This is a genomic window from Caulobacter hibisci (assembly GCF_016135805.1).
Taxonomy (GTDB): domain Bacteria; phylum Pseudomonadota; class Alphaproteobacteria; order Caulobacterales; family Caulobacteraceae; genus Caulobacter; species Caulobacter hibisci.
Genome location: NZ_JADWOX010000024.1, coordinates 40,652 through 59,022, shown reverse-complemented (window position 1 = coordinate 59,022; position 18,371 = coordinate 40,652). Strand labels below are relative to the sequence as shown.

General features: G+C 68.8%; 20 protein-coding genes. 11 read left to right on the top strand and 9 right to left on the bottom strand.

Annotated features, from left to right (window positions below; genetic code table 11):
• Positions 1–44 precede the first annotated feature (44 nt).
• A complete protein-coding gene (locus I4Q42_RS23530) occupies positions 45–935 on the top strand; it encodes an NAD(P)H-dependent oxidoreductase (RefSeq protein ID WP_198578535.1) in 891 nt (296 codons plus the stop codon).
• Between the two features lie 133 nt (positions 936–1,068).
• On the opposite strand, the gene I4Q42_RS23525 is transcribed toward I4Q42_RS23530, so the two are convergent.
• On the bottom strand, positions 1,069–1,653 hold the full coding sequence (locus I4Q42_RS23525; protein ID WP_198578534.1) for a hypothetical protein: 585 nt from the start codon (positions 1,651–1,653) through the stop codon (positions 1,069–1,071).
• 286 nt (positions 1,654–1,939) lie between these two features.
• Here I4Q42_RS23525 and I4Q42_RS23520 point away from each other — a divergent pair, with 286 nt between their 5' ends.
• On the top strand, positions 1,940–3,142 hold the full coding sequence (locus tag I4Q42_RS23520; RefSeq protein ID WP_198578533.1) for a pyridoxal phosphate-dependent aminotransferase: 1,203 nt from the start codon (positions 1,940–1,942) through the stop codon (positions 3,140–3,142).
• A gap of 102 nt (positions 3,143–3,244) precedes the next feature.
• On the opposite strand, the gene I4Q42_RS23515 is transcribed toward I4Q42_RS23520, so the two are convergent.
• Positions 3,245–3,481, bottom strand: a complete 237-nt coding sequence (locus tag I4Q42_RS23515) for a DUF2171 domain-containing protein (protein WP_198578532.1) — start codon at positions 3,479–3,481, stop codon at positions 3,245–3,247.
• A gap of 164 nt (positions 3,482–3,645) precedes the next feature.
• Between I4Q42_RS23515 and I4Q42_RS23510 the strand changes: the two genes are divergently transcribed.
• The 5 genes from I4Q42_RS23510 to I4Q42_RS23490 are packed head-to-tail and all read left to right on the top strand — an operon-like array spanning position 3,646 to position 6,547.
• Complete coding sequence (locus I4Q42_RS23510; protein WP_198578531.1) at positions 3,646–4,233, top strand: glutathione S-transferase family protein; 588 nt, start codon at positions 3,646–3,648, stop codon at positions 4,231–4,233.
• Positions 4,233–5,159 carry a DUF6807 family protein gene (locus tag I4Q42_RS23505; RefSeq protein ID WP_198578530.1) on the top strand — a complete coding sequence of 309 codons (927 nt, stop codon included), beginning with the start codon at positions 4,233–4,235 and terminating at the stop codon, positions 5,157–5,159. Before I4Q42_RS23510 ends, I4Q42_RS23505 begins: the two co-directional genes overlap by 1 nt.
• 13 nt (positions 5,160–5,172) lie before the next feature.
• On the top strand, positions 5,173–5,349 hold the full coding sequence (locus I4Q42_RS23500) for a DUF4169 family protein (RefSeq protein ID WP_198578529.1): 177 nt from the start codon (positions 5,173–5,175) through the stop codon (positions 5,347–5,349).
• On the top strand, positions 5,346–5,987 hold the full coding sequence (locus I4Q42_RS23495; RefSeq protein WP_198578528.1) for a hypothetical protein: 642 nt from the start codon (positions 5,346–5,348) through the stop codon (positions 5,985–5,987). The genes I4Q42_RS23500 and I4Q42_RS23495 overlap by 4 nt, the downstream gene beginning before the upstream one ends.
• Positions 5,984–6,547, top strand: a complete 564-nt coding sequence (locus I4Q42_RS23490; RefSeq protein WP_198578527.1) for a hypothetical protein — start codon at positions 5,984–5,986, stop codon at positions 6,545–6,547. The genes I4Q42_RS23495 and I4Q42_RS23490 overlap by 4 nt, the downstream gene beginning before the upstream one ends.
• On the opposite strand, the gene I4Q42_RS23485 is transcribed toward I4Q42_RS23490, so the two are convergent.
• Positions 6,529–6,693 carry a hypothetical protein gene (locus I4Q42_RS23485; protein ID WP_198578526.1) on the bottom strand — a complete coding sequence of 55 codons (165 nt, stop codon included), beginning with the start codon at positions 6,691–6,693 and terminating at the stop codon, positions 6,529–6,531. The genes I4Q42_RS23490 and I4Q42_RS23485 overlap by 19 nt on opposite strands.
• A gap of 95 nt (positions 6,694–6,788) precedes the next feature.
• On the opposite strand from I4Q42_RS23485, the gene I4Q42_RS23480 reads away from it, so the two are divergent.
• Complete coding sequence (locus tag I4Q42_RS23480; RefSeq protein WP_198578525.1) at positions 6,789–7,721, top strand: LysR substrate-binding domain-containing protein; 933 nt, start codon at positions 6,789–6,791, stop codon at positions 7,719–7,721.
• A gap of 4 nt (positions 7,722–7,725) precedes the next feature.
• Here the strand turns inward: I4Q42_RS23480 and I4Q42_RS23475 are convergent, their stop codons facing one another.
• Both I4Q42_RS23475 and I4Q42_RS23470 read right to left on the bottom strand, forming a co-directional pair.
• A complete protein-coding gene (locus I4Q42_RS23475) occupies positions 7,726–9,534 on the bottom strand; it encodes a vWA domain-containing protein (protein WP_198578524.1) in 1,809 nt (602 codons plus the stop codon).
• Between the two features lie 72 nt (positions 9,535–9,606).
• Positions 9,607–10,389 carry a Coq4 family protein gene (locus tag I4Q42_RS23470; protein WP_198578523.1) on the bottom strand — a complete coding sequence of 261 codons (783 nt, stop codon included), beginning with the start codon at positions 10,387–10,389 and terminating at the stop codon, positions 9,607–9,609.
• Between the two features lie 89 nt (positions 10,390–10,478).
• Here I4Q42_RS23470 and I4Q42_RS23465 point away from each other — a divergent pair, with 89 nt between their 5' ends.
• Complete coding sequence (locus I4Q42_RS23465) at positions 10,479–10,688, top strand: ribbon-helix-helix domain-containing protein (protein ID WP_198578522.1); 210 nt, start codon at positions 10,479–10,481, stop codon at positions 10,686–10,688.
• 152 nt (positions 10,689–10,840) lie between these two features.
• On the opposite strand, the gene I4Q42_RS23460 is transcribed toward I4Q42_RS23465, so the two are convergent.
• Positions 10,841–11,065, bottom strand: a complete 225-nt coding sequence (locus I4Q42_RS23460; RefSeq protein WP_198578521.1) for a hypothetical protein — start codon at positions 11,063–11,065, stop codon at positions 10,841–10,843.
• Between the two features lie 31 nt (positions 11,066–11,096).
• Positions 11,097–11,303 (bottom strand): hypothetical protein, encoded by a 207-nt coding sequence (locus tag I4Q42_RS23455; RefSeq protein ID WP_198578520.1) that lies wholly within the window; start codon positions 11,301–11,303, stop codon positions 11,097–11,099.
• 110 nt (positions 11,304–11,413) lie between these two features.
• On the opposite strand from I4Q42_RS23455, the gene I4Q42_RS23450 reads away from it, so the two are divergent.
• Together I4Q42_RS23450 and I4Q42_RS23445 are read left to right on the top strand one after the other, a co-directional pair.
• The gene (locus I4Q42_RS23450) at positions 11,414–13,837 is read left to right on the top strand and encodes a DUF3553 domain-containing protein (protein WP_198578519.1); all 2,424 of its coding nucleotides are present in this window, start codon (positions 11,414–11,416) and stop codon (positions 13,835–13,837) included.
• A complete protein-coding gene (locus tag I4Q42_RS23445) occupies positions 13,837–14,370 on the top strand; it encodes an MOSC domain-containing protein (protein WP_198578518.1) in 534 nt (177 codons plus the stop codon). Before I4Q42_RS23450 ends, I4Q42_RS23445 begins: the two co-directional genes overlap by 1 nt.
• Before the next feature lie 18 nt (positions 14,371–14,388).
• Here the strand turns inward: I4Q42_RS23445 and I4Q42_RS23440 are convergent, their stop codons facing one another.
• Together I4Q42_RS23440 and I4Q42_RS23435 are read right to left on the bottom strand one after the other, a co-directional pair.
• The gene (locus I4Q42_RS23440) at positions 14,389–15,702 is read right to left on the bottom strand and encodes an MFS transporter (RefSeq protein ID WP_198578517.1); all 1,314 of its coding nucleotides are present in this window, start codon (positions 15,700–15,702) and stop codon (positions 14,389–14,391) included.
• A gap of 86 nt (positions 15,703–15,788) precedes the next feature.
• A complete protein-coding gene (locus tag I4Q42_RS23435) occupies positions 15,789–18,305 on the bottom strand; it encodes a TonB-dependent receptor (RefSeq protein ID WP_198578516.1) in 2,517 nt (838 codons plus the stop codon).
• Positions 18,306–18,371 lie beyond the last annotated feature (66 nt).

The window sequence follows — 18,371 nt, the reverse complement described above, 5'->3', positions numbered from 1 at the left end:
TCCACAGGCCTGCAGGGGGACGCGGGCGTAGTGAGTAAACGAACGTGAAGACCTTGGCCGTCATCTCGCGCAAGGGAGGCGCGGGCAAAACCACTCTTTCCGTCAACCTGGCGATCGCCGCCCATTTGGCCGGTCGCCGGACGATCCTGGCCGACATCGATCCGCAGCGCTCGGCCTCCGACGTACTGCGCGGCCTTCCAGCAGTCGTTCTCGCACGGCCGCTCGGTGCTGGAGTGGGAGCCCGCCGACGCCGCGGCCCAGGAGATCGGCCGCCTGTGGACCCAGGTCGCCGGCCTGCTGCACCTGACCCAGGACGACCGCACGGCGCGCGCCGGCTGAGGCTTGCCGGGCGCGGACGACGCCGGGCATGGTCGCGCCTCCCCTTTCCCTCGGAGTCGCGCATGAACCTTCTCAGCGTTTCCGGCAGCCTGCGGGCCGCCTCGCTCAACACCGCCCTGCTCCGCGCCGCCCAGGACCTGGCGCCCGAGGGCGTGACGATCACGATCTTCTCGCTGCGCGACCTGCCGCTATTCGACCAGGACCTCGAGGACGAGGGCGATCCGCCGGCCGTCGCCGCCTGGAAAGAGGCGGTCGCCGCCGCCGACGGCCTGGTCATCGCCTGTCCCGAATACAATGGCGGCATCACCGGCGTGCTGAAGAACGCCGTCGACTGGGCCTCGCGCGGCAAGCCCGCACCGCTGGCCGGCAAGCTCTGTTGCCTGTTCGGCGCCTCGCCGGGAATCACCGGCACGGTCCGCGCCCAGGACGCCCTGCGCCTGTCCCTGCGCCGCGCCGGCGCCCGCACCGAGCCGCAGGGCGACGTGCTGGTCGGCCAGGCCCATACGAAGATCATCGACGGCGCGCTGACCGACGAGCGCACGATCGAGGGGCTTCGCAAGCACCTGGCGGGGTTCGTGGAAGCGGTTCGGACGTAAGGATCCTCCCCCTGAAGGGGGAGGTGGCCCGAAGGGCCGGAGGGGGAAGCGGCTGCTGACATGCCGCGATCACTTCCCCCTCAGTCGCTCCGCGACAGCTCCCCCTTCAGGGGGAGCATCGCTATGGCTTGCTCTACTTCACCTGCGACGGATCGTAGTTGGCCCCGAAATCCAGCACGAACAACGGCCCCAGCACGACCGTCTGCTTAGACGCGCCCAGGTGCAGGGCGACCGAGGCGCCGCCCTTGTCGGCGTCCATCGCAGCGCGGCCGCTGACGCTGTAGATCTTCCATTCGCCGCTATCGATCTTCACCGCGCCGCCCTCCACGATGCCGCCCCAGGGCTCGGCGGCCTGCTGGACGCGGACATTGGTGACGGTGGCGGCGGCCGGCCCGCCCTCGACGGCTTCGGCCTTGGCCCAGAAGGCCACGGTGATGACGTCGCCCTTGGCGATCTTGCCGTTGACCGCCTGGCTGCCCGAGGCGTTCCAGGGCGCGGCCGGCGTGGGCGTGCCGACCACGACCCGCGTGCCGCCGCCGCCGGTCACGGCCTTGTCCTTGACCACCGCGTTGGTCTGGCCCGAGCCGTAGACGTTCCAGGCCGCCGACGGCTTATTGAGCGCGTACTTCATGATGCCCTCGTCGCGGGCCGAGGCGATCGGCGCCGAGAGCGACAGAGCGATAACCGCGACGGCGGCTCCGAGGATGGTCTTCTTCATTGGTGGTTCCCCCTTCCGACAGGAATGACTTCTGGCCGCTCGCCCCAGCGAGTCGGCGGGCCGTTTCCTTCCCATGGGAACGCCGGATTGCTCCGACCACGTCCCCCGACGTTTGGGACCGCCGTACGTGCGCCGGACCCTTGTTCTGCGATGGTAGCGGTAGCGCGACCGCCACAGCCTGGCAAGAAGCGCCGCTTTAGGGACGTCTCGCGTTGCGCCGCGAAAGGCTCGGGCGTAAAGACCGCCGCAATCCTGAAACCGGTCCTTTCCAGGGGAGTCCCAGACCATGTCGCTCGAGTCCGCCGCCCTGCGGCGCATCGCACCGTCGGCCACCATCGCCATCAGCGCCAAGGCGCGCGCGCTGAAAGCCGCCGGTCGTGACGTGATCGCCCTTTCCGCCGGCGAACCGGACTTCGACACCCCGGACAACATCAAGGACGCCGCGATCCAGGCGATCCGCGACGGCCAGACCAAGTACACCGACCCCGACGGCATGCCCGCCCTGAAGCAGGCGATCTGCGCCAAGTTCAAGCGCGAGAACGGCCTGGACTACAAGCCGAGCCAGGTCCACGTCGCCCCGGGCGGCAAGCCGGTGATCTACAACGCCCTGGTCGCCACCCTGAATCCGGGCGACGAAGTGATCATCCCCGCGCCGTACTGGGTGTCGTATCCCGACATGACCCTGCTGGCCGGCGGCACGCCGGTGTCGGTCGAGACCACCGCCGAGAGCGGCTTCAAGCTCACGCCGGAAGCCCTGGAAGCGGCGATCACGCCCAAGTCCAAGTGGCTGATCATCAACAGCCCGTCCAACCCGTCGGGCGGCGCCTATACCCGCGCCGAGCTGGCGGCGCTGGCTGAAGTGCTGCTGCGCCACCCGCAGGTCTGGGTGCTGACCGACGACATGTACGAGCACCTGGTGTTCGACGACTTCGAGTTCACCACCATCGCCCAGGTCGAGCCCAAGCTCTATGACCGCACCCTGACGATGAACGGCGTCTCGAAGGGCTATTCGATGACCGGCTGGCGCATCGGCTACGCCGCGGGTCCCGAAGCGCTGATCAAGGCCATGGGCAAGATGATCAGCCAGACGACGTCCAACCCCTGCTCGATCAGCCAGTGGGCGGCGCTGGAGGCCCTGAACGGCCCGCAGGACTTCATCAAGCCGAACGCCAAGCTGTTCCAAGAGCGTCGCGATCTCGTGGTGTCGATGCTGAACCAGGCTTCCGGCCTGCACTGCCCGACCCCGGAAGGCGCCTTCTACGTCTATCCGTCCTGCGCCGGCGTGATCGGCAAGACCGCGCCCTCGGGCAAGGTCATCGCCACCGACGAGGACTTCGCCGGCGAACTGCTGGAAGCCGAAGGCGTGGCGGTCGTGCACGGCGCGGCCTTCGGCCTGTCGCCGTTCTTCCGCATCAGCTACGCCACCTCGAGCGAGGTGCTGACGGACGCCTGCGAACGCATCCAGCGCTTCTGCGCCAGCGTGAAGTAGGCTCTCTCGTCCATCCGGACATGACGAAGCCGCGGTCGAAGGACCGCGGCTTTTTCATTGGCCCTCATCCTGAGCCTGTCGAAGGACGAGGGTGCCATCCCCTCAGTGCTTTTCGCGCCAGCGGGCCTTGGCGTCTTCCTGGGTCAGGCTGAGGTGCACGACTTCCTCATCGACATATTCGACCCACGACAGCGGGATCATGTGGTGCTTGAGGCCGCCGCCGAGGTCGAACTTGGCCAGTTCGATCTCCGTGCCGACCACGTGGTCCACGCGGCCCACGTGCTTGCCGTCCGAACCGACGACTTCGAGATGTTCGCGGATTTGAGATGCATCCATCATGGACGTGTCCTCCCATAGGCCGCGCCGCGGCGACGCGGTCCTGACCGTCTAAACGACTTTTGGCGATCATTGGTTTCCGATTGCCCGCGCGTGACGTTCGCCATACGTTCACCGGCAAGGCCCGCGCGCCAGACGGGCTCCAAAAGAGTTCAAGGAGACGCCAGATGCTCACGCTCTTCCATGCGCCGCGCTCGCGCTCGACCCGGTTCCTTTGGCTGCTGGAGGAGCTGGGCGCGCCCTACCGGATCGAGAAGGTCGACATCTTCCGCAGCACCACCGGCACGGGGGCGCCCGATCCGCGCAACCCCCACCCGCACGGCCAGGTGCCGGCCCTGCTGAACGAAGGCGTGCTGATCACCGAAAGCGCCGCCATCGCCCTCTACCTGACCGACAAGTTCCCGGCCGCGGGCCTGGGCCCCATGATCAGCGACCCGCATCGCGGCCCCTACCTGACCTGGCTGGCCTACTATGCCGGCGTGCTGGAGCCGGCGGTCACCAACCTTTGGAAGCGCCGGCAGGACGACCAGGACAAGGCGCAGTACGAGGCCCTCGACGCGCGCCTGCGCACCACGCTGGAAAAGCAGCCCTGGCTGCTGGGCGAGCAGTTCTCGGCGGCCGACATCCTGTTCGTCAGCCTACTGCAGTTCGCCCGCCAGATGCTGCCGGCCCACGCCGTCTATGACGACTGGCTGGCCCGCGCCAATGCTCGCCCCGCCCTCGCCCGCGCCCTGGCCAAGGACGACCTCTCCTGATGATGAAGACCGCCGCCCTGCTCGCCCTCCTGCTGACGGCCGCCGCGACCACGGCCGCCGCCGGCCGCATCGACGCCGCGCTCAGCGACGACGCCATCACCGTGACCGAAGACGGCAAGACCGCCCTCGTCTACCGCACCAAGCCGCTGGACCCGGCCAAGGAGCCCGGCCGCTCCAACTACGTCCACCCGCTTTATGCGCCGGACGGAACGGTGCTGACCGAGGACCGGCCCGCCGACCACCTGCACCAGCGCGGGGCGTTCTGGAGCTGGCATCAGGTGCTGGTGAACGGCAAGAGTATCGGCGACGGCTGGTTCATGCAGGGGCTGAGCTTCCATGTGCACGACCGCGCCTTCGAGGGCGACGCGGCCGGGCGCGGGATCGTGACCATCAAGGCCGACTGGCTGGTCAATTCGGGGCCGGAGGTGGTCTACGCCGCCGCCGAGACCACCAAGGTCACCGTCCATCCGCTGAAGGGCGGCGTGCGGCGGATCGACTTCGACACCGTCATCACCGCCCGCACCGACACCCTTGCCCTGGGCGGCAGCAACGACGTCAAGGGCTATGGCGGCTTCTCGATTCGCCTGATCCGGCCCGACGCCCTGGTGTTCGGCGCGGGCGGCAAGCCGGTGAAGCCGCAGAACGAACCGGTCGAGGCCGGCAAGGCCATGGGCTTCGCCTGGCCCGCCGCGCCGGGCGTGCCGGCCTGGACCGTCGGCCTCAGCTGCAAGGCGGGCGACAAGCCGATCACCCGCTGGATCCTGCGCAACGAGCTGTCGATGCAGAACTGCGTCTTCCCCGGACGCGCGCCCTATGTGATCAAGAAGGGTGAAAGCCTGCACCTGCAGGAGACCTTGATCATCCGCCCGGCCAGCAAGCGCGCTCCCAAGCCCGCCGCGACACCGGCCCAACCGCCGAAGCCCTGAGACGCCAAGACCGATGGCCGAGATCCTGAACCTCAACAAGGCCCGCAAGGCCAAGGCCAAGACCGACGCCAAGCAGACGGCGGTCGAGAACCGCGCCCGCTTCGGCCGCACCAAGGCCGACAAGACCCTCGACGCCGCCCGCGCCGAGAAGCTGTCGCGCACCCTCGACGGCGCCAAGCGCGAGGAATGACGGAGCCGTTCCACCGCACGCGCCAGGCGGAATCGTTTTCCAGCACGCAGCGAAAGGTCGCCGAGCTGGTCGCCTATCTCGCCGTGATGGTCGTGGTGATCGTCGGCGGCCATCAGTTCTGGAACTGGGTGATCCCGCTCGACCCGGCCTGGACCCCGCCGCCGCGCAACCAGACCTTCGTCGCCGGCGGCGCCTTCGCCAGCAGCACCGACGCCCTCCAGCCCCGCGGCTATGACTTCTTCAATCTGAGCGGCGGCCATCTGCGCCTGCGCTGCACGCCCTATGCCGACGCCTCGCCGATGACCAAGGACAACTGCCTGGCCGCACGCGGACGCCTGGGCGACTACGCCGGTCAGCGCGTCGATGTGCGCTATTACGAACTGCCCGGCGTCGGCGACGGCGAGCCGCAGCGGATCCTGCTGAGCGCCAATGCCGGCCGACGCTGGATCCTGCATCCACAAGACCAGGCCGCCCGCCTGGCCGCAGATGCGGCGAGCGAGAAGAGCCGGGAAGTCTTCGCGCGGACTCAGTACACGATCACGGGCGCGGCGTTCGTTGCGATCATCGGCGTGATCGTCTTCGGCTCGTTTCGCCGCAAGACCCCGGCCACCGCCTCCACCTCGCTCCGGACCGAATGACCAAGCCTCCCCGCAATCCCTGGCCGTTCCAGGATCTGGCCTTCCGACTCGCCCCGGTTTTGGTGGCCTTCATGGGCTGGCACCTGGTGTGGAACGCGGCGGTCCCGCTCGACCCGGCCTGGACGCCGCCGCCGCGCGACAAGACCGTCCGCACCATCGGGGTCATCTCCAGCCGCACCGACGCCCCGCAACCGAACGGGTTCGACTACGAGACCGTCGATGGCCGCCGCCTGAAGCTGCTGTGCGAGCCGCGCAACGAGGCGCCGGCGACGCCCTGCCTGAACGGCCGGGGACGGATGGGCGACCATGCCGGCCGCTACGTCGCCATCCGCTACTACGAAACGACCGGACCCGCGCCGCAGCGAATCCTGCTCGGCGCCAAGTCCGGCCAGGACTGGCTGCTGCGCCCGGAAGACCAGAAGGCGCATCTGGCGGCCCGAGCCGAGGGCGACCGGACCCGCAAGGTTCATTGGCGGACGGCGATCTCGGCCGCCGCAACCCTGGCGGCCGGGTTCATCGTGCTGCTGTTGGTTCGGCGACGTCAGCGCGGCGCCAGATAGCGCGCGCCCTTGGGCAGGCCCTGGCAGACGCCGACCACCGGCGCCGGCGGGACCTCGGCCTGGCGTTTCCAGGCGGCGATCAGGCGCTCGATCGCCCACACCCAGCCGAACGTGGTTTCCTTATGGGTCTTGTGGATCTCTTCCATGGCGGCGTCTCCTCCTTCCATGTGGTGCAAGGAGGATCGACGTATTCAGCGGCCGCGACAAACGCGGTTCGTTGCGCTATGGATAAGTTATCCTTATGCCTGACATCCTCGCCTCCATCCCGCTCAGCGCCATCCGCCCCTTCGAGGCCGCCGCCCGGCTGAAGAGCTTCACGCGCGCCGCCGACGAGCTGGGCGTGACCCAGGCCGCCGTCAGCTGGCAGATCAAGGCGCTGGAACAGCGGCTGGGCCAGGCCCTGTTCGTGCGCAAGGTGCGCGAGGTGGCCCTGACCCCGGCCGGCGAGCGGCTGGCGCGGGCGGCCACCGACTCCATGGCCCTGTTGCGCGCGGCCCTGTCCGACCTGGTCGAGACCGACGAGAGCGTGCTGGCCCTGACCACGATGCAGAGCCTGGCCAGTCATTGGCTGGCCGCGCGCCTGGGCGGCTTCCAGCTGGCCCACCCGAAGATCGCCGTGCGGCTCGACACCACCGCGGCCATGCGCGACCTGGCGCGCGGCGAGGCGGACCTGGCCCTGCGCGCCGGCGACGGAAACTGGCCAGGCCTGACCGCCCACTACCTGATGCCGTTCGTGCAGACGCCGCTGTGCTCGCCGGAGCTCCTGGCCCGGACCGGTCCGTTCAACGCCCCCGCCAACCTGCTGAACGCGCCGCGCATCGGCTCGCCCAGCGAATGGGCGGTCTGGTTCGCCGCCGCCGGGGTCGCGCCGCCGCAGGGCGGCGAGGCCCCTCGCCTGGCCGCCGACGCCCAGTCGGTGGAGGTGGCCACGGCCATGGCCGGCCAGGGCCTGGCCCTGGGCTCGCCGATCTTCTTCGCCGCCGACATCGCCGCCGGCCGCCTGGTCCAGCCCTTCGACATCGCGCCCCGCTACGGCGGCGGCTATTGGCTGGCCTATCCGGAGGAGCGGCGCCGCGTGCGCAAGATCGCCGCCTTCCGCGACTGGATCCTGGAAGCGGTCGCCGCCGACCCGGCCGTCGCCCGCCACGCGCGGGACGACGACCGGACCGGCTGAGCCGTCAGCCGACCGAAGCGGTGGCCACCGGCTGGGGCGTGCGCCTCAGCACCAGCCGCAGGTTCAGCCTCTTGTGGGTCAGCACCAGGGAGTCGCTGCCGGCAAGGCGGTAGTCGAAGACCAGCTCGGAATCCTCGAGGGACAGCTGGCTATCGTTGACCGCATAGATCTCGGACGGGTCCTCCTCGAAAGCCCCGCCCTTGCGGCGCTCGACGGTCATTTCCTCGTCGTCGAACGTCAGGCGATCGCCGCGCTTGAGGTCGATCTGGCCGTCGCCCTCGACCCTGGCGACCGTCCAGGCGCCGACCAGGCCGGCGGGCCCCACGGCCGGCACTTCGCCGGCATGGCCCGACAGCAGCGCGGTGCGGGTCAGCAACTGGCCGACCAGCTTGCGTTCCGGGGCGAGCTTGGGGTCGGTCTCGGCCCGCAGACGCTCATCGAAGCGCTTCAGCGTCTGGTATGCGCCCTCTTCGTCGCTGTTCTCGTGATAGAGGGTCGCGACCCTGTGCAGCGACTGGAACTCGTCGATCAGCAGATGGCCGAGGCGAAGCCCCGCCGAAGGCGCCTGCGACGGCGCGGCCACGGCCAATTGCTGCACATGGCTCGCCCCGCCGCGTTCGACATAGCGCAGATCCACGTCCAGCAGCCTTTCGCCCGGCGCCAGAGCCGGCTCGGGCAGGTAGGTCGCCCCCTCGGCCTTGGCCAGGCCGATCATCAGCCCGCCTCCCTCGGTGGACAGGAACGCGGTCGGCACCGAGATCGACACCGCACCGTCCTCGCCACGCTTGAGGCCGTCCTCCGGCGCGCCGTAGACGCCGGTGATCCGATAGCCCGGACGCGCCTTTACGCTGAGGCTCAGGTCGTAGGCCAGCTCGGAGACCATGGTGTCGAGCTTGCCGGTGAACACCGCCTTGATGTCGCTTTCGTCGCGCAGGAAGAACAGGTTGCCGCCACGCACGCTGGCGATCTCGGTGGCCAGGGGCGCATCGAACTGTTCGCCGACGCCGATGGTCGTCAGGCCGATCCCTCGCTGGGAAGCCGCCCTGGCCATGCCCATGAAGCTTTGCGCGTCGGTCGCGCCGACGTTCGGCTGCTCGTCGGTGAACAGCATCACCCGCGTGACGCCCTTGAATCCGCGCTGGCTCGCGAAGGCTGTCTCGTAGCCAACCTGCAGCCCCTCCTCCATGTTGGTAGAGCCCTCGCTCACGATGGCGTCGATGGCCTTGCGGATAGCGGCCTTGCCGCCGGCCACCCGCGTCGGCTCCAGATGACGATGCGAGCGGTCGCCATAGAGCACGATGCTGAACTGGTCGCCCGGCCGCAGCTGATCGACGATCTGCCGCAGGCTCTCGCGCACCTGGTCCAGCGGCTCGCCGTCCATGGAGCCCGACTTGTCGACCACGGCGACCAGGTTCAGCGGCTCGCGCTTCCAGGTGGCGGCGTCGATGCTGGAGTTGAAGCCTACGCCGACCAGGATCTTGTCGGCCGGCGACAGCGGCAGGTTGGCGCGCATGGCCTCGCCGGTGGCGCACAGCACCCGCACGCAGGCTTCGCCGGGGATCTGAAGGTCGTAGCCGCCCATCAGCCCCTCCGGCGTCAGGGTGTCGGGCATCGGGATCTGGCCGGCCTCGGACTGCCCCCGGAAATGATTGATGTCCTGGGCGCCGCCCTGGCGCGCGCGCATGCTGCCGGTGACGACGACTTCGTCGATGTCGACCTGCTCGTCCTGCGGCGGCGGGGTCTGCGCCCAGGCCGGAGCGGAAACGAGCGCCAGCGCCAGGATCGAGGCGGCGGACCAAAGACGACGCGACATCTGAACCTCCCGTTTTGATTGCAGGAAGGCTAACGCCGCGCGCTTAAGCGGTACAAGCGAAATTGCGCAGGTTCAGGCCGCGCGCCGGTAGTGATCGCGCAGGGTCTGCGGGATCGCGTCATAGGCGCTCGGCGGGGTGATCCGCAGGGTCCGCCGCGCCTCGTCCAGCGGCATGGCCAACAGGGCCGGATAGTCGACCTCGGGCAGCCAGGCGGCCCTGCGCCCGGCCCGCCAGGCCTGGCGCACCGCCTTGCCGTAGGGCTGGCCGTCCTTCAGGCGGCGGAACTCCTGGGCGCCGGCGAAGGCGATTAGGGCAAAGCCCAGGCTGCGGGTCTGGGCGTAGGAGAAGGCCACCACGCAGACCTCGCCCAGCGCATCCGTGCCGTAACCGGTCAGCACGTGCCAGACGTCGTGCACGTCGCGCAGGCGGCGGGCGTACCAGAGCAGCGGATGGGCCGCGTCCATGTCGGCGTCGGCGACCTTGCGGCTCTCCTCGGCCAGTCCCTCTGCGGTCAGGCCGCGCGGGGCGATGAAGTCGCGATAGGCGGCGCCCACGGTGCCCGGCTGAAACCGCGCCAGCCAGGCCTCGTCCGACAGCCGGTCGGCGAATTCCTCGCGGCGATAGGCGATCGCCCCGCCCTGCGGAGTCTTCAGCAGGCGGGCATAGCCGCGGGGGATCGCGCGGCCCGAAAGGGCCCGCATGATCTCGAACACCTGGGCCGTGTCTTCCTTGTCGGCGATCAACCTGCGGACGGCGCGAAACGCCCGCAAAGGCTGCAGGCGAAAGCTCGCATCGCGGGCGCCGAGCGGCGGACGCGCCGAACCGGCGTCAAGGGCTTGCGCGGTGGCGCTCATCAGGCATGCTCCCGGCGTGACGCCTGTAAAGATGACACGTCGTCATTTTTATTCAAGGGCCGACCAGGCGATCTCCGGGGACTCCGCTCATGGGCAGTCTGAAGAAGCGATCGGTGAACCTCGCCGGCCACGCCACCTCGCTGGCGCTGGAGCCCGAGTTCTGGGCGGCGCTCGACGGCATCGCCAAGCAGGACGCCATCAGCATCGCCGCCCTGATCCAGCGCATCGACGTCGGCCGCGGCGAACGCCCGCTGGCCTCGGCCTGCCGGGTCTATGCGCTGGAGCGGGCGGGGGCCTGAAGCCATAGGAACCTCCCCCTGTGGGGGAGGTGATCGCGAAGCGATCGGTGGGGGGAGTTAGCCTGAGATCGGCCAAGGCGGCGGAAGCTGAAACCGTCCCCCCACCGGCCTTCGGCCGCCTCCCCCACAGGGGGAGGTTCCCTTTCGCTCCCCTACCCCGGCCTCGGCACAGGCGCCGGCAGCGGCTGGGGATTGGGAACCGGCTGGGTCGGCGGGGCCAGGTTCGGCAGCCGCAGCTCGGCGATGTCGGGCCGCACGGCCAGCAGCCCCGAGCGCCAGACCGCGTAGATCAGCAGCGCGACGAACAGCAGGACGCCCAGCAGCGCCGCGCTGCTCCAGGCGCCCTCGTGATGATGATGTTCATGATGGCGAGCCATGCCCGCCTCCTCTTGTTCAGCCCGGCCTGGCTCAGCCAGGGGCCTTGGGCGCTTCGGGAACCTTCGGGGCGTCGGGCAGCTTGGGCGCCGAGGCCGAGATGTTGACGTCCACCGACTTCTTCTGGGTGAGGCCGCCCGAGAACATCAGGAAGCCCAGCACCGCCACGACCACCACCAGCGCGCCGACGATGAAGGCCAGGCCGCCGTTGCCGCCGCCCGATTTGGTTTCTTCCGCCATTTTCCTGCTCCTGCTTCGTCCCTGCCCAACAACGGGAGGGTCGCAAGAGAGGTTCCGGATCGGCGAGGCCGGGGCTTAAGCCGGAGGAAGTTTGTGCTACATATGTTCCCATGTCTTCCGGCTTCGACTCGTCCGACCGCTTCGGCGACCTCCCCGCTCCGCGCATCTCCGACCTGGCCCGACCGCAGGCTCCCGGCGGCGGCGGACCCGCGCCCGACTACCTGAACGGTCTCAACACCGAGCAGCACGAAGCCGTGGTCACCACCGAGGGCCCGGTCCTGGTGCTGGCCGGGGCCGGCACCGGCAAGACCCGGGTGCTGACCACGCGCCTGGCCCACATCCTCACCACCGGCCGCGCCAAGCCGTGGGAGATCCTGGCGGTCACCTTCACCAACAAGGCCGCGCGCGAGATGCGCGAGCGGATCACCCACATCATCGGCCCGGAGGCCGAGGGCCTGCGCTGGCTGGGCACCTTCCACTCGGTGGCCGCCCAGATCCTGCGCCGCCACGCCGAGCTGGTGGGGCTGAAGTCGAACTATACGATCATCGACACCGACGATAACGAGCGGCTGCTCAAGCAGCTGATCGAGGCGGCCAATATCGACGCCAAGCGCTGGACGCCGCGCATCCTGTCGGGCCTGATCGACGCCTGGAAGAACCGCGGCTGGACGCCCGACAAGGTGCCGCCGTCCGAGGCCGGCGAGTTCGCCAACGGCAAGGGCATCACCCTCTATCGCCAGTACCAGGAGCGCCTGCGCATCCTGAACGCCTGCGACTTCGGCGACCTGCTGCTGCACAACATCACGATCTTCACGAGCAACCCCGACGTGCTGGCCGACTTCCAGCGCCGCTTCCAGTACGTGATGGTCGACGAGTACCAGGACACCAACGTCGCCCAGTACCTGTGGCTGCGCCTGCTGGCCCAGGGCCGCCAGAACGTCTGTTGCGTGGGTGACGACGACCAGTCGATCTATGGCTGGCGCGGGGCCGAGGTCGACAACATCCTGCGCTTCGAGCGCGACTTCCCCGGCGCCAAGGTGGTGCGGCTGGAGCGCAACTACCGCTCGACCGAGCACATCCTGGCGGCCGCCTCGACGCTGATCACCGCCAACAAGGGCCGCCTGGGCAAGACCCTGTGGACCGAGGAGACCGGCGGCGAGAAGGTCAAGGTCAGCGGCGTCTGGGACGGCGAGGCCGAGAGCCGGATGGTCGCCGACGAGATCGAGCGGGCCAAGAAGGCCGGCCGCCGCTACAACCAGATGGCCATTCTCGTCCGGGCGTCCTTCCAGATGCGCGCCTTCGAAGAGCGTTTCGTGATGCTGCAGATTCCCTACAAGGTGGTCGGTGGCCCGCGGTTCTTCGAACGGGCCGAGATCCGCGACGCCCACGCTTATCTGCGGCTGATCCAGTCGCCCGACGACGACCTGGCCTTCGAGCGCATCGTCAACACGCCCAAGCGCGGCATCGGCGACACTTCGGTGCAAAAGCTGCTGCAGATCGCCCGCCTGGAGGGGATCTCCACCGTCGAGGCGGCGCGGGTGATCATCGGCAGCGACGACCTGCCGGCCCGCACGCGCACGGCGCTGAGCAACTTCATCCGCGACCTCGACCGCTGGCGCGCCCAGATCGGCAACCTGCATCACCAGCGCGTGCTGGAGATGGTGCTGGAGGAGAGCGGCTACACCGACGCCCTGCGCCTCGACAAGGGCCCGACCAGCCAGACCCGGCTGGAGAACCTGAAGGAACTGGTCCAGTCGATGGGCCAGTTCGACAGCCTGGAAGCCTATCTGGAGCACGTGTCGCTGGTCATGGACCTCGACCGCGAGGCCACCGGCGACGCCGTCTGGATCATGACCCTGCACTCGGCCAAGGGGCTGGAGTTCCCGCTGGTCTTCCTGCCCGGCTGGGAAGAAGGCGTGTTCCCCAGCCAGCGCAGCATGGACGACAAGGGCGAGAAGGGTCTCGAGGAAGAGCGGCGGCTGGCCTATGTCGGCATCACCCGCGCCCGCGAGGAGGCCCGCATCAGCTTCGTGGCCAACCGTCAGGTCTATGGCCGCTGGACCTCGCAGCTGCCGTCCCGCTTCGTCGACGAACTGCCGCTGGAGCACGTCGATGCGGGTTCGGAGACGGGCTATTACGGCGGCGGTCCCGGCATGCAGCAGACGGTCTCGTCGCGCTGGGACGATCCGGGCACCAGCGCCTTCCAGAGCGGCAGCTACGACAGCCCCGGCTGGAAGCGGGCCCAGGACCGGGTGCAGCAGTCGCGCGGCGGCTTCGCCGATCGCGGCGGAAGCGGCGGCAACGCGGCCTGGCGCGGCGGCGGCTCGGCGGCGCGGTCCAAGCCGATCGAGGGCGAAGGCCGGCTGGTGGCCGTCTCGGCCCCGACCAACAGCGCCTACAGCCGCGGCGACCGGGTGTTCCACGTCAAGTTCGGCTACGGCCAGGTGGCCTCGATCGAGGGCAACAAGCTGACCGTCAATTTCGACAAGGCCGGCGAGAAGAAGGTCATCGACAGCTTCGTCGAGAAGGCCTGATGGCGGCGGGGGCCAAGCGGGGCGTCAATCCCGAGAGCCCCCTGGGCCGGCTGATCGCCGGGCCGATGCGCCCCGGCCGCCTGGCCTGGATCGGCCTGAGGCCCGCCCGCCACGCGCCGCTGGTCGCCGCCGAACGAGCCCGGATCACGATAGAGGCGGGCCTGGTGGGCGACCACTATGCCGGTCGGCCCGGCGGCTCGCGCCAGGTGACCCTGATCCAGGCCGAGGACCTGGCCGCCATCGCCGGCTTCCTGGGCCGGGCCGAGCCCGCCTCCCCGTTCGAACTGCGCCGCAACCTGGTGGTCGAGGGGATCAACCTGCTCGGCCTGGCCGACAAGCGCTTCCGCGTCGGAGGCGTGCTGCTGGAGGCCACCGGCGGCTGCCACCCGTGCAGCCGCATGAACGAGATCCTCGGCGACGGCGGCTATAACGCCGTGCGCGGCCGCGGCGGCCTGACCGCCCGGGTCGTCGAAGGCGGCGAGATCGCGGTCGGCGACGCGGTGACGGTCGAGACCGCCGTCACCGCGCGCTGAACACTCGCAGGAGCAGGCTCAGGCCGCTTCGGCCGCCGGCGCCCTCGCCTCCTTCACCCGCAGGACCACGCAGCCGATCCCGACCAGGGCGTTGAGGATGCCGACCAGCACGAAGGGCGAGGCCGGGCCGACGACGTCGAACAGCACGCCGCCCAGGGTGCCGAGCACCAGGATGCCGAAGGCGCCGCACAGGTTGAAGAAGCCGATGACGGCGCCGCGGCCCTCTTCCGGCGCTTCCTTGCCGATCAGGGCCTGGGAGCCGATGAAGGCGCTGATCTGGCCCACGCCCAGCAGCACGAACAGCGGCATGGCCGCCTTGCTCAGCGGGTCGTCGATGAACATCGTCGCCAGATAGCCGACGCCGCCCAGCAGCATGCAGGCGGCCAGGGCCGTGAGGCGGTGGGCCTTGTCAATCATCAGAGCGATGACCACCGGCCACAGCAGCGCCGCCGACTGGGCGACGATGAACGGAATGCGCCCCTGGTCGAGAGCTTCGGCCAGCGAAGCGCCGTTCTCCAGCGCCGCCTTCTTGCCCCAGGCGATGGCGTAGGCGCCGACGATGGCCAGGTCGCCGCGCGCCACGAAGGCCGAGGCATAGGCCAGGACGATGCGCGGATTGGCCTTGGCCGCCGCGACGCCGACGCCCAGCTGGGCCGACAGCTTGGGCCGCTCGACCGTACGCGTGGCGACGCCGGGCTTGAGGCCCAGCCACATCACCGCCGCCGAGATCACGCACATCACCGCCGCGACGCCGAGGGCGGCCTGGCCGGCGGCCTTCTCGCTCATGCCGTCGGCGACGAAGATGGAGGGCAGCTTGCCGATGGCCAGGGCCAGCATCACCACGCCCAGGCCGTTGAGGATCCCCGACAGGGCGACGATCTTGCCGCGATCGCGCGCCTTCACATAGTCGGCCAGGATCGTCGACAGCATACCCGTCGTCGCCCCGATGCCGACGGCGTAGACCACCTTGAAGAGGGACAGCTCCCAGAGATTGGTCGCCAGCGGATAGAGCACGTAGCCGAGCGCCGTAGCCAGAAAGCCGATCGCATAGACCGCCCTGCGGCCGAACCGGTCGGCGAAGGCCCCGGCGAGCCCGAACACGAACAGCAGCGCGATCTCGTTGACGAGGTTCAGCACGCCCAGGGCCGAGCCCTGGCGATCGAGCGGCACGCCCAGATTGGCGCTCAGCACGTAGGGCGTCATGATCGCCACCGTGGTCGCCAGGCCGATATTGACGAAAGAGGCGTAGAGCGCGGTCCACATGTTGCCGGCCCGCACGCCAGGCTCGATCGCCACTATGCCGAAGCGCTCGGGGTCTTTGGCCTTCGCCATCGGGGGAACTCCAGGAAAGCTTGGGGGCAAGGAAAAGGCCCGGCGCGCAGGCGCGCCGGGCCTTGGTAGTCACGCGATCAGCGAGATCAGAAGGTCTTGCTGATACGGATCGAGGCGGCGCGCTTCTCGGGCAGAGAAACCACGTAGGCCCGAACCGGCATGTTGTTGACGAGGTCGAAGAAGCCGAAGTCGGTCGCCGCGATGGCGTTCTTCGGCGTGTCGTCGTCAAGCAGGTTGGTCACGGCCAGATCGAGGCTCCACGACCCGTCGGTCACCCCGGCCCGCAGATCCGAGACGAAGTAGCTCGGCAGCCAGGTCAGGTTGTTCTGGGTCATGTAGCGCTTGGACTGGTAACGGCCGCTCAGTTCGGTCGTCCAGGTCCAGCCGGCGCCCACCGGCAGGTCGCCGGTCAGCAGGGCCGACAGGTTCAGGCTGTGCTTGGGCGTCAGCGGCACGGCCTTGCCGGTGTAGTTGCCGGCGGTGGACTCGATGCGGTCGAAATAGCCCGGCGTCGGCACCTTGTAGTCGGTGAACTCGGCGTCGGTGTAAGTGTAGTTGCCGCTCAGCGTCAGCCAGTTCGTCGCCCGCCAGTCGCTGCTCAGGTCGAAACCCTTGCTTTCGCTTTCACCGGCGTTCTCGACCGACGGCACCGAGGTGCCGCCGAGCACCTTGGTGGTGCCGATCTGCTGGTTCTTGTAGCGGTTGAAGAAGATGGCGCCGTTCAGCACCAGATCACCGTCGAGCAGGACGTTCTTCGAACCGATTTCGAAGCTTTGCAGCTTCTCCGGCTTGAAGGTCGAGTCGACGCTGCCGCTGGTGCCGGTGGTGTCGACGCCGCCCGGCTTGAAGCCTTCGCCGTACGACGCATAGACCGAGTTGCGCGACGAGAGCTTGTAGTTGGCCACGAAGTTCGGCGTGAAGGCGTGGTCTTGGACCGTCTTCTTGTCGATCTGGGTGGTCTTGGCGAGCTGAGCAGCGCGCGCAGCCGCGGTGCCGGCGGGACCGGCCGCGCAGCCCAGCTGGGCCAGACAGACCAGCTGAACGCCGAACAGGCGGTAGTACATCGGCTGGTACGGGCTGCCGTGATAGGCGATCCGTTCCTCGATGTAGCGGCCGTCGAAACGCACCGTCAGAGCATCGGTGACGTCGTATTCGACGCTACCGGCCCAGGACAGCGAGTCCGTTTCACGCGAGATCTTCAGCGGATAGTCCGCCGTCGCCTTAGCCGTGGTCGTCGGGGCCTGGAAGGTGCCCGTCGCCGTGGCGCCGCCGCCCATGAACAGAGCCGTCAGGATGGTCAGGCGCGGGTCGGAACCGGCCCGCATCCAGAACTGGTCCTTGTTGATCTGGCTGGCCTGCTCGTGGAAGTACAGGCCTTCCAGCGAGGTCCGCAGCTTGCCGAAGTCCTTGCTCCAACGCAGCGTCTGGCTCTGCTGCTTGGTGTCGAAGTCGTCGTCCAGCATGACCGAGAAGCCGATGGCCGGCAGGCCGCCCGTCGGAGCCACGGTCGAGTAGTTCAGGCCGTAGGCGCGCAGGAAGCCCAGGTACTGGTAGAGCGAGCCGTAGAACGGCGCGACGCTGGCGTAGGACGACAGGATGTTGCTGGTGAGGCTGTAGTCGCTGCTGTCGAAGTCCTGCACCTGGGTGGTTTCGCCGCGGGTGATGCCCGTCAGCGAGGTGAAGGTGCCCCAGTCGCTCTCGTAGTTGATCTCGAACGAGGCGCGGGTCGCGTCGGTGACGGTCCCCGTGAAGTCCTTGCCCGTACGCGGATCCAGCGAGTAGGCCACCTTCTGGTTACGCACGACCGCGGCGTTGGCGAGGTTGCCCTTCACCGTATAGCCGGCCTTGGTCCCGTCGAGGGCCGAAACGCCTAGATCGGCGGTGTTGGCCGTGCCGGTCGCCGGGTTCACCGAAGTGATGAAGGCCCGGGCCATCTGGTCGTATTCCTCGTGCGAGTGCTGCACGCGGGCAAAGACCGTCAGGTTTTCGGTCGGCTTGATCAGCAGGCCGAGGGCCGCGCCCTTGGCCTCGCCGCCACCGACGCGGGCGCCGCTGACGCTGTTCAGGTATTGGCCGTCGGTTTCCCAGGCGCCGGCGTTCAGGCTGAGCGCCAGCTTGTCCTTCACCAGCGGACCGGTGAGCGAGACCTTGCCTTCCTTGAGACCGAAGTCGCCGGCCTCGAGGCTGATCTTGGCCTCGAACTCGTCGAGGTTCGGACGCTTGGAGATGTAGTTGATCGCACCCGAGAAGGCCGAGCGGCCGTAGAGCACGCTTTGCGGGCCCTTCACCACTTCGATCCGTTCGGCGTCGACGAAACGCAGGGAGGCCAAAGCGCCGCCACCGGCGGTCGCGAAGGCTTCCGAAGACGTATCGACGCCATCGACCAGGATGGCGACGTTCGGACGGCCCCGAACGGCTTGCACGCCACGGATGGCAGGACGCGTATCGCTAGGCGTCAGGCCCTGGTCGAACGTCAGGCCCGAGGTCGATTGGGCCACTCGAGAGATGTCGGAAATATTACGACGCTCGATCGTCTCGGCCGACACCGCATTGATGGTGATCGGCACGTCCTGCAGAGACTCTGACTTATTACGAGCCGTCACGGTGATTTCACCAATCACCGTGGACTCGTCTGAAGTTGTCATTTGCGCGAAGGCTTGCCCCGCGCA

Coding starts and splice junctions, on each gene's coding strand:
- I4Q42_RS23525 (WP_198578534.1), bottom strand. CDS start 1,653: ATGAAGAAGACCATCCTCGGAGCCGCCGTCGCGGTTATCGCTCTGTCG.
- I4Q42_RS23520 (WP_198578533.1), top strand. CDS start 1,940: ATGTCGCTCGAGTCCGCCGCCCTGCGGCGCATCGCACCGTCGGCCACC.
- I4Q42_RS23515 (WP_198578532.1), bottom strand. CDS start 3,481: ATGATGGATGCATCTCAAATCCGCGAACATCTCGAAGTCGTCGGTTCG.
- I4Q42_RS23510 (WP_198578531.1), top strand. CDS start 3,646: ATGCTCACGCTCTTCCATGCGCCGCGCTCGCGCTCGACCCGGTTCCTT.
- I4Q42_RS23505 (WP_198578530.1), top strand. CDS start 4,233: ATGATGAAGACCGCCGCCCTGCTCGCCCTCCTGCTGACGGCCGCCGCG.
- I4Q42_RS23500 (WP_198578529.1), top strand. CDS start 5,173: ATGGCCGAGATCCTGAACCTCAACAAGGCCCGCAAGGCCAAGGCCAAG.
- I4Q42_RS23495 (WP_198578528.1), top strand. CDS start 5,346: ATGACGGAGCCGTTCCACCGCACGCGCCAGGCGGAATCGTTTTCCAGC.
- I4Q42_RS23490 (WP_198578527.1), top strand. CDS start 5,984: ATGACCAAGCCTCCCCGCAATCCCTGGCCGTTCCAGGATCTGGCCTTC.
- I4Q42_RS23485 (WP_198578526.1), bottom strand. CDS start 6,693: ATGGAAGAGATCCACAAGACCCATAAGGAAACCACGTTCGGCTGGGTG.
- I4Q42_RS23480 (WP_198578525.1), top strand. CDS start 6,789: ATGCCTGACATCCTCGCCTCCATCCCGCTCAGCGCCATCCGCCCCTTC.
- I4Q42_RS23475 (WP_198578524.1), bottom strand. CDS start 9,534: ATGTCGCGTCGTCTTTGGTCCGCCGCCTCGATCCTGGCGCTGGCGCTC.
- I4Q42_RS23470 (WP_198578523.1), bottom strand. CDS start 10,389: ATGAGCGCCACCGCGCAAGCCCTTGACGCCGGTTCGGCGCGTCCGCCG.
- I4Q42_RS23465 (WP_198578522.1), top strand. CDS start 10,479: ATGGGCAGTCTGAAGAAGCGATCGGTGAACCTCGCCGGCCACGCCACC.
- I4Q42_RS23460 (WP_198578521.1), bottom strand. CDS start 11,065: ATGGCTCGCCATCATGAACATCATCATCACGAGGGCGCCTGGAGCAGC.
- I4Q42_RS23455 (WP_198578520.1), bottom strand. CDS start 11,303: ATGGCGGAAGAAACCAAATCGGGCGGCGGCAACGGCGGCCTGGCCTTC.
- I4Q42_RS23450 (WP_198578519.1), top strand. CDS start 11,414: ATGTCTTCCGGCTTCGACTCGTCCGACCGCTTCGGCGACCTCCCCGCT.
- I4Q42_RS23445 (WP_198578518.1), top strand. CDS start 13,837: ATGGCGGCGGGGGCCAAGCGGGGCGTCAATCCCGAGAGCCCCCTGGGC.
- I4Q42_RS23440 (WP_198578517.1), bottom strand. CDS start 15,702: ATGGCGAAGGCCAAAGACCCCGAGCGCTTCGGCATAGTGGCGATCGAG.